The organism is Neotamlana laminarinivorans (genome assembly GCF_020523925.1).
Classification (GTDB): Bacteria; Bacteroidota; Bacteroidia; order Flavobacteriales; family Flavobacteriaceae; genus Neotamlana; species Neotamlana laminarinivorans.
Genome location: NZ_JAJAPW010000002.1, coordinates 128,075 through 144,987 on the forward strand (window position 1 = coordinate 128,075; position 16,913 = coordinate 144,987).

Consider the following 16,913-nt stretch of genomic DNA (forward strand, 5'->3'; position numbering starts at 1 on the left):
AATTTTAAGTGGCAAATTTAATGAAATACCCAGAGTAAAGAAATATTTCTTTGGTTTGATTGCTATTGATTTTTACTTAAAAATTTTACTGTTTTGAAGGTAAAATCCAATCGCTGTGTTTAAACGGGTTCCATTCTATACTGGCTAAGTCTACGTTTGGATTTATAAACGTTACATAGGGTTTATGGTTTACACTTACCCGACTTCTTACAAATACTTGAATGTTTATACCTTTTTTCTTGTAATCTTCTTTTAAATATTGTGCAAATTGCCATATAACATCTGGTTTTGTTGCAATTCTTCGTTTTTGTTTATCTGTTAAATAATTACGCAAGTTTACTCGTGTGGTTTCTCCTGTTTCCACATCTCGAATTCTAAAACTTATAGTTCCTCCTTTAGATCGAAGCATCATTCGCCAGGACAATCTATGGCCTTCTTCCGTCCAAAGTACATCATCTTCAAAAAAATGATGTCTTAATGGTAACCCTATTTGAAACAGAAAATAAATTGAAAAAAGTGTGATGAAAAAACTACTGTATTTTGGTTGTATTATTTGACTGTCTTCATATAAAGTTTTCTTCTTTAAAAATATATTCCTAACAGTTTTAGGCTCGAAGAAAAACAATGTAAATGCTAATGCTAAATATGGAAAAATTCCTATTTGTAATACGAATGAGTTAAATAAATGAAAAACAATAGACACTATAAAAATAAATTTACGTGTTGGTTTAAAAAGTAATAATGGCACGACTAAACCATCGAATAAAATGCCGCCATAAACTAATATATAATGAAACCATTTTTGTTGTAAAAACTCACCAATTACTGGATAATCTTTACGGTTACGCATTAAATTTTCTATAAACGTTGTATTTAACCAGTCTGGGTAAAATTTAGCTAAAGATGCATAAGTATAAACTATAAAAAGCTGAAGCACTATTACCCATTTACACCATTGCGGCATAGATAGGCTTTTAATTTCAGGATTAAATTTAGCATCTAACGATGCATATTTATTTGCTGGCATAAACACCATTATACTACTTATTAGCATAAGCAAATAATAATGGTTGTTGTATGAGGTTTTTTGCATTAAATAGCTAGCAGACCACATAAGTGTAAAACTAATTATGGCTACTCTGTACTTATAACCTAGCATTACCATTAATCCAAAAACTCCCATTACAGCATAATAAAAATACATACCGTTTCCAGGAAGTGGTTGTAACCACTCGAAACCGATGAAAGAAAACGTGAATTTTGGATTAACCATGTTGGTTTTTACCCAACCTGTTAAAATGGCGCCAACAGACTCTAAAAAACAAAGTAACCCGAAAAAAATTCTGAAAATTACCAATCCAGAATTATCCATGTGTTTAAACAAAAATGATTTAAGCATTTTGATTTGCAATAAAATGTAATGAGGTTTGTTTATCTATTTCTAATTGTTTTACTAAAGCATCAACCGATTCGAATTTTTGTTCGTCACGTAAACGCTTTAGCAGTTGTATGTTTAAAGTTTTATTGTAAATATCTTTATTAAAATTAAAAAAATGAACTTCAATACTTTGCCCTTGCCCATTAACTGTTGGGTTTGTACCAATATTCATCATACCATAAACAAAACTATTGTTTATTAAAGACTTTACAATATACGATCCTTGTTTAGGTATTATTTTATAATCTTCAGAAATTGAAATATTTGCTGTAGGAAAACTTATTTTTTTACCCAAACCTTTGCCCTTTACAACAGTTCCTGTTAATATAAAGTTGTAACCTAAATAGCTATTTACTGTTGTAATTTCGCCACTTAATAATGCCGTTCTAACTTTAGTAGAACTAACTGAAACATCATCAATATCTTGGGCAGAAATCTCTTCAACATCAAACCCATAAGTTTCACCAAAAACTTTTAGGTTGTTTATATCGGCGTTTCGGTTTCTTCCAAAACGATGGTCGTAACCAATAATTACTTTTTTGGCTTTTAGTTTATCAACCAAAATTTGTTTTACAAAATCTTCGGCAGATAAACGCGAGAACTCCTTTGTAAAGGTTTTAATAAGTAAATAATCTAAACCTAAACTATTTAAAATATCATAACGCTCGTTTATGGTATTTATAAGTTTAATGTTAGATTCTTTTTGCAACACCATTCTTGGATGAGGAAAAAAGGTTAGCACCACAGATTTTAAACCTTCCTGTTTTGCTGTTGCTACTAATCGATTTATAATTTTTCTATGGCCAACATGCACACCGTCAAATGTTCCAATTGTTACTACTGTAGGCTCGCTAACTTTGTAATTTTCTATGTTTTTGGTTGAACTCACTTGTTATTTTAACACACCTGAATTTAAAGATTTGCTATCTTTGAAATATTAATAGCCTCAAAATTATGAAAACAAAGCTACATTATGTTTTATCAATAACCATGCTTTTAACGATATTTTCAGTTTCTGCACAAACAAATTTTTTTAAAAAAATTCCCAGCGAAAATAAAACATCAAATAATTCCAAACCTGCAGAAAATAATCAAGTTTATGAATACAGTTATTCTGACTTATTTAAACAGGTATCAAAAACAAATAAAACGGCAAATAACAAAGTAAGCTCAACAACTACAATAAACCTTCCGGATGCTGACGGAAATTTTGTTGAATATACCATAACTGAAGCCTCTGTTATGCACCCAGATTTACAGGCTAAATACCCAAAAATCAGATCTTATACTGGCTATAAAACAAATTCACCTGCTTCAAAAATTAGATTTAGTGTTTCACCTTATAAAGGTTTAACAGCAATTATTTTAAATGAAGAAAATACTTTAACAATACAACCTAACTCAAATAACCCAAACCAAATTACGGTTAAAAATAAAAGCGATTATTTAAAAAAAGAAGGGTTTTTATGTGAAACTACTAACTTAAACAACTCTGAAACCTTAAAAAGTTCAAGTTTTAAAGATGCAGACGATAGTTTGAATAGAACTTACGATATTGCTATTTCTGTAACTGGTGAATATGCAACATACCATGGCGGTACATTGGCTGATGTTAATGCGGCATTAGTGGCAACTTTAACAAACGTAAATGCCGTTTTTGAAAACGATTTTAATGTTACATTACAATTAGTAGCAAATAACGATGATGTTATTTATTTAGACGCATCAACAGACCCATATAGCAATTTTAGTAGTTACAACCAAGAATTAGCAGACAATTTGGATGCTGTAATTTTAGAAGAGAATTACCACGTTGGACACTTATTTGCTGCTGCAGGGTACGATGGTAATGCAGGTTGTATAGGCTGTGTTTGTAATGATGGTGGAAGTGTTTCTAATTACAACCATAAAGGTTCCGGCTACACCTCTGACGATGAACCCGATGGAATTAATTTTGATATAGATTTAGTAGCACACGAAATAGCACACCAGTTTGGAGCAACGCACACCTGGACTTATAATGGAAACGAAGGTTTTAATTCACAAATGGAACCCGGAAGTGGCTCTACAATTATGGGGTATGCCGGAATAGCAGGCTCATATAATATACAAGGCCATAGCGACAGCTATTTTCACGCTATATCTATAGAACAAATAACCGAAACTATTGTTAATACAACCTGCCCCATTATAACTAATACGGGCAATACAACTCCAACTGCTAACGCAGGTGCAGATTTAACTTTACCAATAGGAACCGCTTTTAAGCTGGTTGGAACAGGAAGTGATGCAGATGGCGACAATATTACTTATTGCTGGGAACAATACAACGAAAATAATGCAGCAACTAGTTATCCAAACTCAACTTCAACTAACTCTAACTCTGTTTTATTCAGATCGTATTCACCAACTACTGAAAACATAAGATATTTCCCAAACTTAACCGATTTAAAATACGGAATTAATTTTACGCAATGGGAAAAAATACCTGAAGTTAGTAGAACTGCCGTTTTTAGATTAACGGTAAGAGATAACAAACCCGGAGGTGCCAATAACACCCACGACGATATGGTAGTAACCTTTGATGCAAACTATGGTCCTTTTGAAATAACATCGCAAAACACAACAAACATTGTATGGACTAGCGGAACTAACGAAACCATAACCTGGAATGTAAATAACACAAATAATTTAACAGGAGCGGCTAATGTAAACATTTTATTATCTACAGATGGCGGCGAAACTTATAATGCCATAGTTAACAATATACCTAACAACGGAAGCTACACTATTACAGTTCCAGAAACACCAGCTCCTTACTGCAGAATAATGATTGAACCTACAAACAATAACTTTTTCGCTATTAATTCTGAAGATTTTGCTATTAATTACAATACATTAACAACTTGTGAAACATACAGCTCTTCAAGTAACTTAGGTTTAGCTATAACTGATAATTCTGGTAGTTTTTCTCAAAATAATTCAATTTTTATAAACGATAACACAAATATTGAAGACATAAATATAGGATTAGATATTTCGCATACTTACATTGGAGATTTAGCTATAGCATTAACAAGTCCTGAAGGTACCTCTATTACTTTAAAATCTCCAAACGATTGCGGTTCTGAAGAAAATATTTTAACACTTTTTGATGATGAAGCCGTTACAATAAACTGCTTAGATATGGCAAGTAATCAATCTTATCAATCTATTCGAGGATTACTTTCTTCGTTTGATGGTGAAAGCCTTAACGGCAATTGGACCTTATCGTTAGGCGATTATGCAGGTGGCGATGTTGGAACTTTAAACTCATGGTATATTGAAGTTTGCCAAACTAATGAAACCATATCAAACAATGAAAATAACGAGACAACAGAGTTAAAAGTTTACCCCAACCCAAATAACGGAGAGTTTACCGTGCAATTCAATACTACAAGCGCAGATTTTTTAAATTTAAAAGTAATTGATAGTAGTGGAAGAATTATTTATTATAGTACCTATACTAATACAGAAAATTTTTCAGAAACTATTAATTTAAACCAACTAAAAACCGGTATTTACTTTTTAAAAGTAGATGATGGAAAAGATGAAATTACTAAAAAACTTATTATAATATAAATACAACTAAAAAAGTATTATTACTTTCCATTAAAAGCATTCATGGTATTATTAACGCCTGCTAAAACAAACGATTGTATAAGTTCTACAGATTTCTCGAGACGCTCTGGAAGTATAGAATTTTCTTCGCTTGTCCATTCACCTAACACGTAGTCTACCTGTCGGCCTTTGCTAAAAGCATCACTAATACCAAACCTAAAACGGTTATATTTTGTTGTGTTTAATTTAGCTTGTATATCTTTTAAACCATTATGTCCGCCGTCGCTTCCTTTTGTTTTTAAACGAATGCTACCAAAAGGTAAATTTAAATCGTCGGTTATAATTAATATATTTTCTAATGGAATTTTTTCTTGAGTTTGCCAATACAAAACTGCTTTTCCGCTTAAGTTCATATACGTATTAGGTTTTAAAAATATAAACGTTCTGCCTTTTAGTTTATAAGTAGCAATATCTCCCAACTTTTTAGTTTCAAAGGTTAAATCTTCTTGTTTTGCAAAAAAATCTAATACTTTAAAACCAATATTGTGTCGTGTATTTTCATATTTATCACCAATATTTCCTAAACCAACAATTAAAAATTTTTTCATAGGATTTTGTTCGTCTGTAACGTTTTTATTTACAAATAACTTATACAAAAATTGAAACATAAGATTACATTTTTGTAAAAATAAAAAAGCATTCTGAATCTTTAAAATATCGATCCAGAATGCTTTATGTTTTAATTTAAGACTATGCTTATTCTGCTGCAGTAGCTTCTGCTTCTGCACCAGCCTCATCTTCATCTTCGTCATCGTCAGCAACAGCTGTTCTAGACGTTTTAATTTGAGTTACAACGGTATTATCAGAATGTAAGAATGTATAATCTTCTGCAGGTAAAGAACCAACATAAACTTTATCACCAATTTTTAAAGGAGTAATGTCTATCTCGATAAAATCTGGTAAGTTTGCTGGTAAAGCTTTAATACGAAGTTTTCTTAAGTTTCTTCTTAAAACACCACCATTTTTAACACCACGAGAGTTACCTACTAACTGTACTGGAATATCAAGAGCGATTTCTTTATCATCGAATAATTGATAGAAGTCAACATGTAAAATTCTGTCTGTTACTGGGTGAAATTGGATATCCTGAAGTACAGCGTTTAAAGTTGTACCATTGTCTAGCTCAATCACAACTGTATGCGCATTAGGTGTGTATACAAGTTTAGAGAAAGCCAATTCTGCTGCAGAGAAATGTACTGGCTTGTCTCCTCCGTATAATACGCAAGGAACCTGACCAGCATTACGTAAGGCTTTTGTTGCTTTTTTGCCCACGCTTTCTCTTTGAGATCCATTGATTGTAATTGATTTCATTTTCTATTTATATTAATTATTAAATTACATTACAAATTTTGAAGAAATAGATTGGTTGTTATGTACCTTATCCATTACCTCAGCAAATAATTCTGCACAACTTAAAACCCTAATTTTATCACTTAAAGGTTTTACTGGTATAGAATCTGTTACTATTAACTCTTCTAATTTCGAGTTATTTAATTTATCGTAAGCATCACCAGATAATAATGGGTGTGTACATATAGCTCTAACACTTAATGCACCGCGTTCCATCATTAAATCGGCAGCTTTAGTTAACGTACCTGCAGTATCTACCATATCATCAACCAAAACAACATTTTTACCAGTTACATCTCCAATTAACTCCATATGTGAAATTACATTAGCTTTTGCACGTTGCTTATAACATATTACAACATCACTTTTTAATGCTTTAGAATAAGAGTAAGCTCTTTTAGAACCTCCCATATCTGGCGAAGCAATGGTTAAATTTTCTAGATTTAAACTTTTTAAATATGGTAAAAAAACTGTAGATGCAAATAAATGATCTACTGGTTTTTCAAAAAACCCTTGAATTTGATCTGCATGCAAATCCATTGTTATAATTCGTGTTGCGCCAGCTGCTTCTAACATTTTAGCTACTAATTTCGCTGCAATTGGCACTCTAGGCTTATCTTTACGATCCTGTCTTGCCCAACCAAAATATGGTAAAACAGCCGTAATATGTCTTGCCGATGCACGTTTGGCAGCGTCAATCATTAACAACATTTCCATTAAATTTTCTGGACCTGGATTGGTAGAACCAATTATAAAAATTCGCGTACCACGAATAGATTCTTCATAAGATGGTTGAAACTCACCATCGCTATAGGTAGATGTAATAACCTTTCCTAGTTCGGCTCCAAATGCCTTAGCTATTTTTTCGCCTAAGACTTTACTTTGCTTACATGCAAAAATTTTGGCTTCGGTAATAACAATAGGCATAGTTAACTTGTTGTTTTAGAGTGTGCAAACACTGCGTTATTTTTAACGAGGTGCAAATTTATACAATTATTTTAACCTATAAAGTTTTTAGAGGTTATTTTTAGTGTAAATATTAAAATAATGGTTATTTTTGTGCGCCTTAACTGCTCAAGTGGCGGAATTGGTAGACGCGCTGGATTCAAAATCCAGTTTCTTCGGAAGTGTGGGTTCGATTCCCACCTTGAGTACATATAAACCACAATTGTTTTAACAGTTGTGGTTTTTGTTTTTACACTTTAAAATATTTTTATTTAAATAGGTGTTTTCCTTTTAAATTCTTCTCTAGGTTTTTAACGATTATGCAACATAACTTGTAATGCATGCATCAAAAGTACCAAATTCAAGATTTAATAATAATTATTTTTATCTTTAATCAACTAACTAAACTAATTCGCTTTTGTATGAACCACTTACAGCGTGCACTTATATTACTAATTATTAATTTAAACTTTTCTTGGGCGCAAAATACTTACCAAAATTTTAATTTTGTAAGTATAAAAGAAGGCATTCCAAAAGCTGGAGTTACTGATATTATTCAAGACCACAACGATTTTATTTGGATTGCTACAAACTCTACCGGTTTATACAAATTTAATGGTATAGATTACATTCCTTACAAACATGTTTTAAACGACTCTACATCTTTAAGTAGCAGCAGAGTTTCATGTAGTTTTATAGACTCCAATAAAAAATTATGGGTTGGTACCGAAAATGGTTTAAATATATACAATAACAAACAAGACAATTTTAAAAGAATTGTTTTAAACACCAACAACCCCAATAAAGACATTATAAGTTCTATTACACATGATGCCTCAAATAATTTATATGTTGGTACTGTTGGATACGGTATTTACAAAGTAAACACAAGCACTTTTAATGTAACAAAAATTGTAAATTCTACTTATTATAAACAAAGTAAAAAACTAAAAATAAACAGTTTATCACACGCTGGAAATAATAAAATTTATGTAGCCACCAATTTTGGATTAAAGGAAATAGATGTTACCTCCAACAAACTTATTGACATTGAAAATGCTTCACAAAACCAAGAAGATTTTAAAAGTGAAATTTCAAAACTTTTTGTTGATGCCAACCAAAACCTTTGGGTTGGTTTTCAATCTGGTAAAGGCATTTATAAATGTATATTAAACGAACACAAAAATATCGCAAAAGTTATACCTGTTAATTGTACACAAAATAAAATAATGTCTATTGCTCAATTACCAGACAATAGCATAATTATTGGTACTGAAAATGATGGTTTTATTCATTTAAATAAAAACAATAGCGTCATTAAACATTTAAAAAGCAGCTCTAAAAACAATAATATTTTACATAATTCTATATGGAAACTTTTTATAGATAAAAACGATAGAATCTGGATGGGTTATTACAATAGCGGTGTGGCCATTAGCGATAAACTTTTCGATAAGTTTAAAGACATCACCAGCATTCCCAACAACAACAACTCACTAAAAACCAACTCTGTAATGGGCATTGTAAATGATTCCAACAACAATTTATGGATAGCAACCGATGGAGGCGGCATAGATATTTACAATACCTTAACCCAAAAAATAAACCACATAAACACTACAGACACTAATTATTATTCTGGCTTAACATCAAATTACATTATATCTATTTTTAAAGATTCTCAAAACAATATTTGGGCAGGTAGCTGGGACAAAGGCGTATTTTTTTTAGGAAAAGGCTCAAGAAAATTCATAAACTACAACAAAGAAAACTCAGGATTAAAATCTAATATTATCATGAACTTTTCTGAAGACACTAACGGTAATATTAACATAGGAACGTTTTACAGCGGTATTCATATTTTTAATCCAGAAACAAAAGAAATCGTCAATTTCCAGCCTGATGCTTTCATAAAACACGGTATAAGTAGTGCTAATATTTTAAAAATATTTTTAGACTCTGATAACAACCAATGGCTAGCTACTACAGATGGCTTATTTAAAGTTGAAAGAAACGGCTCTTCTATAAAACAAGTCCTAGCTTTGTCTGAAAAAATAAACAAAGTATTTAACAACTCTATTGATGCAAATTACGTTTTAAGTTTATTTGAAGATTCTAAACAAAATATATGGATTGGCACAAGAGGTGCCGGAATATGTTTATATAACAAAACAAACAATACCTTTAAATGGTACAATAAATCTAATGGTTTAGTTGAAGAAAATGTAGCATCTATTATTGAAGATGATGATCATTATATCTGGATAAGCGGTAACTCCGGATTAACTAAAATAAACATTGAAAAAAATGAATTTACCAACTATACATACAACGATGGCTTACTATCCAACGATTTTAACTTTGGTGCTGCACTAAAAGACAAAGATGGCACCTTATATTTTGGAAACTATAGAGGTATCGATTATTTCAATCCAAAAAAATTACAGTTTAATAATAATGTACCCACTCTACATTTAACAGATTTTAAACTATTTAACGAAACCGTAACTCCTAACCAAAACAAATCACCATTAACTAAAGTTATTACAGAAACAGATAGTATTACTTTAACCAACACACAATCTGTTTTTACAATTGAATACGCAGGTTTAAACTACACTAGGCCCGAAAAAAACAACTATGCTTACTACCTTGAAGGCTACGAAACAAATTGGAATTACGTTGGGCAAAAACGAAGTGCAACATACACAAATCTAGATCACGGCAACTATATTTTTAAACTAAAAGCCTCAAACAACGATGGCGTTTGGAACCAAGAACCATTGCAACTTCATGTAAAAATTCTACCTCCATGGTGGAAAACAAACTGGGCTATAATGGGTTATATTACACTTATTATATCAAGTTTTTATTTATTAAATAGATTAACCCAAAGCAGAATAAAAGAAAAAGAACTTATAAAAAACGAGCGTATACAAAGGCAACAACAAGACGAACTAAACAAAAAGAAAATACAATTCTTTACAAATATTTCTCACGAATTTAGAACTCCATTAACCTTAATCATGAATCCGTTAAAAGCCATAATTCATGATACAAAATTAAACCTACCAGAACATGTTAAACATAAGCACGCCATAATTAATAAAAACACAGATAGGCTTTACAGACTAATTAACGAACTTATGGATTTTAGAAAACTAGAGTTTAATAAAATTAAAGTTAAAGCGCGTAAAATAAAGCTAATAGATTTTACAAAAAATATTGTTGGTTATTTTGAAGAAGAAACTAAAAGTAAAAATATTATTATTAGTGTGGATGCCGATAACCCAAATATATGCGTGTGGGCAGATTTAGAAATGCTTGAAAAAATAATATTTAACCTACTCTCTAATGCCGTTAAAATAACACCTAGTGGTGGTGTAATTAATATAGATTTACTTGCCACAGAACAACCTTACTTACTACCTTTGGTTACCGATAAAACAACAGTGAAAGCGGTAGAAATTATAATTTCAGATAGCGGTCCTGGTTTAGAAAAAGAAGAAGTAAATAAAATTTTCGATCGTTTTTATCAAGTTGAAAGACAAACCAAATCTTACATTGGAGGAACAGGAATAGGTTTAGAAGTTGTACAAAGCTTCGTTAAATTACATAAAGGTAAAATTAAAGTAAGCAGCGAAATTGGCGTTGGCACTTCTTTTAAAATTTTATTTCCAGCAGGTAACAGTCATTTTAGCGACGACCAAATAGTGCTTAATGAAGCTTCAGAATACCTTAAAAAAGATGAATTCTCGTATGTTCCATCTGTAAACATTCAAGAAGACATAAATGAAATTGAATCAGAAAATAAAATTCATACAGTTTTAATTGTTGAAGACAACACCGAACTAAGAGATTATTTAAAACTAGAACTTAGCAGTCAACATAAAGTATTAGTGGCCGCCAATGGTAAAGAAGGTATTAAAATTGCAAAAGAAGCCTTTCCCGATGTAATAATAACTGATGTTGTAATGCCTGAAATTGATGGCTTAGAGTTTTGCAAACAACTAAAAAGCGATTTAAGTACAAGCCACATACCTATTTTAATGCTTACTGCCAAAGCGAAAATAGACGACAGAATTGAAGGCATTGAAACCGGAGCAGATGCTTATATGGTAAAACCATTTAATATTCGTTTATTAAAACTCAGGTTATCACAATTAATAACCAGCAGACAATTAATTTTTAATAAATATTTTAGTGTAATTAGCGAACTACCAAAAAACACAAACACACCACCCATAGATAAAGAGTTTATAGAAAAAGTTTTAAATCATATAAATGAAAATATAAGTGATCCTAATTTAAATGTTGAAGCACTTGCAACACACTTAAACCTAAGCCGAAGTCAATTCTACAGAAAAATAAAAGCACTTACAAACCAGACGGCAACCGAATTTTTAAGAAATATAAGGCTTCAAAAAGCCAAACAAATTCTTGAATTAGGAGAAACAAACATAAGCAAGGTTTGCTATGCTACAGGGTTTTCATCGCACTCGTATTTTACAAAATGTTTTAAAAATCATTTTGGTGTTCTGCCAACAGAAATTAAAACACAATACAACGCTTAAAAAGTTAATAAACTACAAGTTAAACTTTATAATACTTGTTGCACCAAATGTTACAAATGTAGCAAAACATAAAATTTAATAAGGTTTGCTTCAAAATTTCTAATACTTGCACTATGCATGTTAATTTTAGTTTAATTTTTTTATAACATTTGTAGTACCATGTTAAAAACTAATAGGTATAAGCGAGCAGGAGAAGTACTATTAATAATCTGTATTATAGCGCTTTTATTGTTTCTTATAACCTATGTTTTTTAACTAAAACAAATAATTTAAAACTAACTAAACTTTATGAAAAACAGATTACTTAAAAAGTTAATACTGCCTTTATTTATTATTATAGAAAGTATTGCTTATGCACAATCGGTTTCTGGAACAGTTACAGACAATGTAGGTGTACCTATACCAGGAGTAAATGTACTCATCAAAAATTCTAATAACGGAACAGTTACTGATTTTGATGGGAAATTTGAAGTATCAATTAGTAATGGTAACATTTTAGTATTTTCATACTTAGGTTATCAAACTAAAGAACTCACCTACAATGGTCAAGATTCATTAAATATTATTTTAAATGAAGATACCTCGGAGCTTGACGAAGTTGTTGTTGTTGGCTACGGAACTAAGAAAAAGAGCTTACTCACCGGAGCTATATCTAGTGTAGATACCAAAGCTATTGAAAGCGCATCAAACCAACGTGTGGAGCAAGTTTTACAAGGTCGTACCTCAGGTGTAACCGTAATGTCGTCGTCTGGAGCACCAGGTTCTGGTGCACAAATTAGAATTCGTGGTACAGGTTCAAGCGGTAGCTCTGGGCCTTTATATATTGTAGATGGCATGAAAACTTCATCTATAGTAGATATTGCTCCTGGCGATATTGCTAATATGGAAATTTTAAAAGATGCCGCTTCTGCAGCTATTTACGGTACAGAAGGTGCAAATGGTGTTGTAATTATAACTACCAAACGAGGGAGAACAGGCGGTATAAAAGTTGGTTTTAACACACAACTAGGCACTCAATGGGTTAATACAGATATGGAACTAATGAATGCTTCTCAGTTTGTTGAATACATGAATGAAGCAGGCATAACTTCGGTTGAAGACAATGGTTATAATACAAACTGGATTAACGAAACATTCTCTAGCGCACCAACACGACGATTTGATGTGAATGTTTCTGGAGCCACAGACACAAACAAACATTCATTTTATTTTTCTGCATCAAACTTAAAACAAGACGGTGTTGTAGCCGGAGATAATTCATCTTTTAATCGTACAACAATGCGACTTAACTTAAAGTCTCAATTAGCTGATTGGATGGAAGTGGGCGGTAACATGTCGTTATCATCTAGAGATAGATTTGGTATTGCTGAAAATAGTGATACTCGAGGAGTTATTCAAAACATGTTAATTATAGACCCGCTAACACCTGTTTTTTATAATGAGGGAGAAGTTCCTCAAGATGTAATTGATAGATCTAATGACAATAATGTACCTTTAATTACAGATGGTAATGGCCGTGTATATGGTTATCCAAGTTTTTCAACAGGAGAGGTTATAAATCCTGTGGCTTACGCTAACGAATTAAACATTTCAAACTTTATTGGGTCTCAGTTTTTATCAACAGTGTATTTAACCTTAAAACCTATTGAAGGTTTAGAGTTAACTACGCGTTATGGTTACGAGCGTGGTAATACAGATAATCGTAATACAGTTAACCCTTATTATGTAAGTTCAGAGGCAGCGAACACCTCTTATACAGGGTCGCAAACCAGATTAAGAAATAGACGTTGGTTATGGGAAAACTTTGCCACATACACCAAATCATTTGGTAATCATAATTTTAAAGCCTTAGTTGGTTATTCTGCTGAAGATTCAGATACCAATACCATCATTTCAAGAACATTCTCTATTCCTGTAGAAGATTTTACTGGATTCGATTTTTACGACAACTCGCTACCGGGGCAAATAGAATATAATGCATTTCCTTATTTAGATAATTTAGCATCTTTTTACGGAAGATTATCTTATAACTTTAACGATAAATATCTTTTTGAAGCTTCATATAGAGCAGACACATCAGATAAATTCCCTTCAGAAAACAAAACAGGTTATTTCCCTGCATTTTCTGCTGGTTGGGTAGTATCTAACGAAGATTTCTGGAACGAAGACTCTAAAATAAGTTACTTAAAACTAAGAGCTAGCTGGGGGCAAAATGGTAGTAAGGCTAACTTGCCTGGAAATTCAGATATTACTGGTATAACACTAATTGGTGAAGGTTACTTAAATCAAGACATTGTTTACGAAGGCAACAATGGTGCCCAAATTACCGGTTACGGAAACTCTAATTTAGTTTGGGAAACATCAGAACAACTAGACCTTGGTATAGATATTAAAGCCTTTAACAACAGACTGCGTTTTTCAACAGATTATTATATAAAAACCACAAGAGACTTACTAGTTTCAGATGGAAGTTTAATAACACCAGGTTCTGCAGGTTTTAACTTTGAAGCTTTTAATGGAGGAACAATTGAAAATAGTGGGTTCGAGTTTGAAATAGGTTACTCCGATTCTAATAGCAAAGGGTTCACCTACGATATTAACTTAAACCTTTCAACACTTAAAAACGAAGTAAAAGAAATTAAGCTTGTTCCCGAAGGCACTTCATTAGTTGGGGCTAGTGCTCCACAAAATCCTGATGGCGTAACACGTTTTACAGAGGGCTTACCCGCATGGTATTTTTATGGTTACAAAACCGATGGTATAGACCCAAATACAGGAGAAGTTATTTTAGTAGATAACGATGGTAATGGTACTGTAAACAACCTAGACAAAACATTTATAGGCACACCACATCCAGATGTGCTTTTTGGTGGCAACATTGCCTTAGGATATAAAGCCTTAGATTTTAATTTGCAATTTCAAGGCACATTAGGTAACGATATTATGGCTACCTACCACCAACCATCCAGACCTATTACGAATAAGCCATTACATTTTTATACCGACAGATGGCAACAAGCGGGCGATAACGCAAGTTTACCTGGCGCTGAACATGTAATAAGTTCTTACGACACAGATTTAGTTGTAGAAGACGGCTCGTATATGCGTATAAAACAAATTCAACTTGGTTATACATTACCTCAGCACATAATTCAAAACTCTAAACTTAAAAACTTAAGAGTTTACGTATCTCTAGACGACTACTTTACATTTACAAAATACAAAGGTTTAGACCCCGAAATTGGTAACTTTTCTTTTAACTCCGTTGGTATAGATCGAGGGTTTTACCCAACCGCAGCAAGAGCTATACTAGGCTTATCACTAAACTTATTTTAAAAAGGAAAATTATGAAAAAAACAATATTAACATGTATTTCCATCTGTTTTTTAGGAATACTATCATGTAACGACGATTTTACAACAAACCCCGCTTTTGGAGTTGAAGATATAGATACGTTTTTCCAAGACGAAAGCAATGTAGAAGAAGCTTTAATTGGTATTTACGATTTAATGCAATACAATTACAGTAGAGATTGGCATAGCGCCTTTTTCGTAAAACTTTTACCAGGCGACGATGCTAACGCAGCAGGCGGAAACTCTGGCGACCAACAACAATTACAAGATATTGACGATTATACAGATGTAGTATCATCTAACGCCTCTATAACAAGTATTTGGGATTTGTTTTACAGAACTATTGCACTTTCAAACATTGTAATTGAAAACATTCAAGACAGTGATTTAAGTAATAAAGATCGCGTAATTGCAGAAGCTAAATTTTTTAGAGCTTGGTGTTACTTTGAATTAACAACCATGTTCGGAGACATCCCTTTAAGACTTACAATTCTTGAAGATGCAGAAGATTTTGGAATTGAAAAAACGTCTCAAACCGAAATTTATGCACAAATAGAAAGCGATTTAATTGATGCTATTTCAGATTTACAAGACAAATCTGCTACCGATTATTTTAGAGTATCCTCTGGTGCTGCAGAAGCTCTAATGGGAAAAGTATTAGTATTTCAAGAAAAGTATGATGAAGCCATACCGTACTTCGAGAGTGTGATTGCTAATCCATCTCACGATTTAGAAACTAACCCTGAAGATGTTTGGAGTATAAATAATGAATTTGGTATAGAGTCTTTAGTAGAAATAGGATTTATTTCAACATCAGGAAGAGACTGGGGTAATTTAGAATGGGGAGGCCGTAACGAAAGCAACCTACACATTCAACTTATGGGGCCTCGTGGTGATGGTATTTTCGATCTTACTGGAACTAATTTAATTAACGGCTGGGGTTTTAATTTACCAACCGAAAAACTTGCTAATGCCTTTGATACAGCCGGAGACGTAAATAGAAAAGCAGCAACATTGATGACTGAGGAAGAACTTATTGCTGCAGGTGGCTCTGTTGATGCTACAGCTGCTACCGGAGGTGAAATTTGGGATTACGAAGGTTCTATAAGAATAAAATACGCCACTAAAGACGAAGACACAAGTCCTGATGGTGTTAAAGAACTAAACTACAGCACTAATTTTAGATTATTCCGTTATGCCGAAGTATTATTATTAGCAGCCGAAGCTTATAACCAAAATGGACAAGATGCCGAGGCAAGAACAGAATTAAATAAAATTAGAAATAGAGCTGGTTTAGCAGATATTAGTGCAACCTTAGCTGGTGACGATTTATTTGATGCTATAGTAAACGAAAAATTCTTAGAATTAGCACACGAAGGACAACGCTTCTGGGATTTAGTACGTTGGGGAAGAGCCTCAACCGAATTAGCAGGAACTGGTTACACCTCTAAAAACGATTTATTTCCTATTCCAATTAACGAAATAGATAAAAATTCAAAATTAACCGAGGCCGACCAAAACCCTGGTTACTAAACTTATAAAATTTGTTTAGTTTTTAGTTTAATATTAGCAGTATGGAAGTTTTTCATACTG

The 16,913-nt window shown here is 32.3% G+C and carries 9 protein-coding genes and 1 tRNA gene; 5 read left to right on the forward strand and 5 right to left on the reverse strand.

The annotated features are described in order from the left end of the window. Window positions 1–85 precede the first annotated feature (85 nt). Window positions 86–1,399 (reverse strand): HTTM domain-containing protein, encoded by a 1,314-nt coding sequence (locus tag LG649_RS04410; RefSeq protein WP_226541403.1) that lies wholly within the window; start codon window positions 1,397–1,399, stop codon window positions 86–88. Next, window positions 1,392–2,327 carry a bifunctional riboflavin kinase/FAD synthetase gene (locus LG649_RS04415; RefSeq protein WP_226541405.1) on the reverse strand — a complete coding sequence of 312 codons (936 nt, stop codon included), beginning with the start codon at window positions 2,325–2,327 and terminating at the stop codon, window positions 1,392–1,394. Before LG649_RS04415 ends, LG649_RS04410 begins: the two co-directional genes overlap by 8 nt. Before the next feature lie 65 nt (window positions 2,328–2,392). Between LG649_RS04415 and LG649_RS04420 the strand changes: the two genes are divergently transcribed. Further along, window positions 2,393–5,059: a zinc-dependent metalloprotease gene (locus LG649_RS04420; protein WP_226541407.1), complete on the forward strand. Its 2,667-nt coding sequence runs from the start codon at window positions 2,393–2,395 to the stop codon at window positions 5,057–5,059. 20 nt (window positions 5,060–5,079) lie between these two features. On the opposite strand, the gene pth is transcribed toward LG649_RS04420, so the two are convergent. The 3 genes from pth to LG649_RS04435 form a co-directional block, all read right to left on the reverse strand. Further along, window positions 5,080–5,706 carry an aminoacyl-tRNA hydrolase gene (pth, locus tag LG649_RS04425; RefSeq protein WP_226541415.1) on the reverse strand — a complete coding sequence of 209 codons (627 nt, stop codon included), beginning with the start codon at window positions 5,704–5,706 and terminating at the stop codon, window positions 5,080–5,082. Window positions 5,707–5,794: 88 nt separating this feature from the next. Next, the gene (locus LG649_RS04430) at window positions 5,795–6,409 is read right to left on the reverse strand and encodes a 50S ribosomal protein L25/general stress protein Ctc (protein WP_226541417.1); all 615 of its coding nucleotides are present in this window, start codon (window positions 6,407–6,409) and stop codon (window positions 5,795–5,797) included. 24 nt (window positions 6,410–6,433) lie between these two features. Then, the gene (locus tag LG649_RS04435) at window positions 6,434–7,375 is read right to left on the reverse strand and encodes a ribose-phosphate pyrophosphokinase (protein ID WP_226541427.1); all 942 of its coding nucleotides are present in this window, start codon (window positions 7,373–7,375) and stop codon (window positions 6,434–6,436) included. 145 nt (window positions 7,376–7,520) lie between these two features. Between LG649_RS04435 and LG649_RS04440 the strand changes: the two genes are divergently transcribed. From LG649_RS04440 to LG649_RS04455, 4 genes are all read left to right on the forward strand, one after another. After that, a tRNA-Leu gene (locus LG649_RS04440) sits at window positions 7,521–7,602 on the forward strand. A 213-nt stretch (window positions 7,603–7,815) separates the two neighbouring features. Further along, a complete protein-coding gene (locus LG649_RS04445) occupies window positions 7,816–11,967 on the forward strand; it encodes a hybrid sensor histidine kinase/response regulator transcription factor (RefSeq protein WP_226541429.1) in 4,152 nt (1,383 codons plus the stop codon). Between the two features lie 288 nt (window positions 11,968–12,255). After that, window positions 12,256–15,303, forward strand: coding sequence for a SusC/RagA family TonB-linked outer membrane protein (locus LG649_RS04450; protein ID WP_226541431.1), 3,048 nt, complete (start codon window positions 12,256–12,258; stop codon window positions 15,301–15,303). An 11-nt stretch (window positions 15,304–15,314) separates the two neighbouring features. Further along, entirely contained in the window at window positions 15,315–16,853 is a 1,539-nt protein-coding gene (locus LG649_RS04455; RefSeq protein ID WP_226541433.1) for a RagB/SusD family nutrient uptake outer membrane protein, read from the forward strand. Window positions 16,854–16,913 lie beyond the last annotated feature (60 nt).

Excerpts from the sequence above, each read along its gene's own strand:
- LG649_RS04445 (WP_226541429.1), top strand. The coding sequence starts at position 7,816 with ATGAACCACTTACAGCGTGCACTTATATTACTAATTATTAATTTAAAC.
- LG649_RS04455 (WP_226541433.1), top strand. The coding sequence starts at position 15,315 with ATGAAAAAAACAATATTAACATGTATTTCCATCTGTTTTTTAGGAATA.
- LG649_RS04450 (WP_226541431.1), top strand. The coding sequence starts at position 12,256 with ATGAAAAACAGATTACTTAAAAAGTTAATACTGCCTTTATTTATTATT.
- LG649_RS04420 (WP_226541407.1), top strand. The coding sequence starts at position 2,393 with ATGAAAACAAAGCTACATTATGTTTTATCAATAACCATGCTTTTAACG.
- pth (WP_226541415.1), bottom strand. The coding sequence starts at position 5,706 with ATGTTTCAATTTTTGTATAAGTTATTTGTAAATAAAAACGTTACAGAC.
- LG649_RS04435 (WP_226541427.1), bottom strand. The coding sequence starts at position 7,375 with ATGCCTATTGTTATTACCGAAGCCAAAATTTTTGCATGTAAGCAAAGT.
- LG649_RS04410 (WP_226541403.1), bottom strand. The coding sequence starts at position 1,399 with ATGCTTAAATCATTTTTGTTTAAACACATGGATAATTCTGGATTGGTA.
- LG649_RS04430 (WP_226541417.1), bottom strand. The coding sequence starts at position 6,409 with ATGAAATCAATTACAATCAATGGATCTCAAAGAGAAAGCGTGGGCAAA.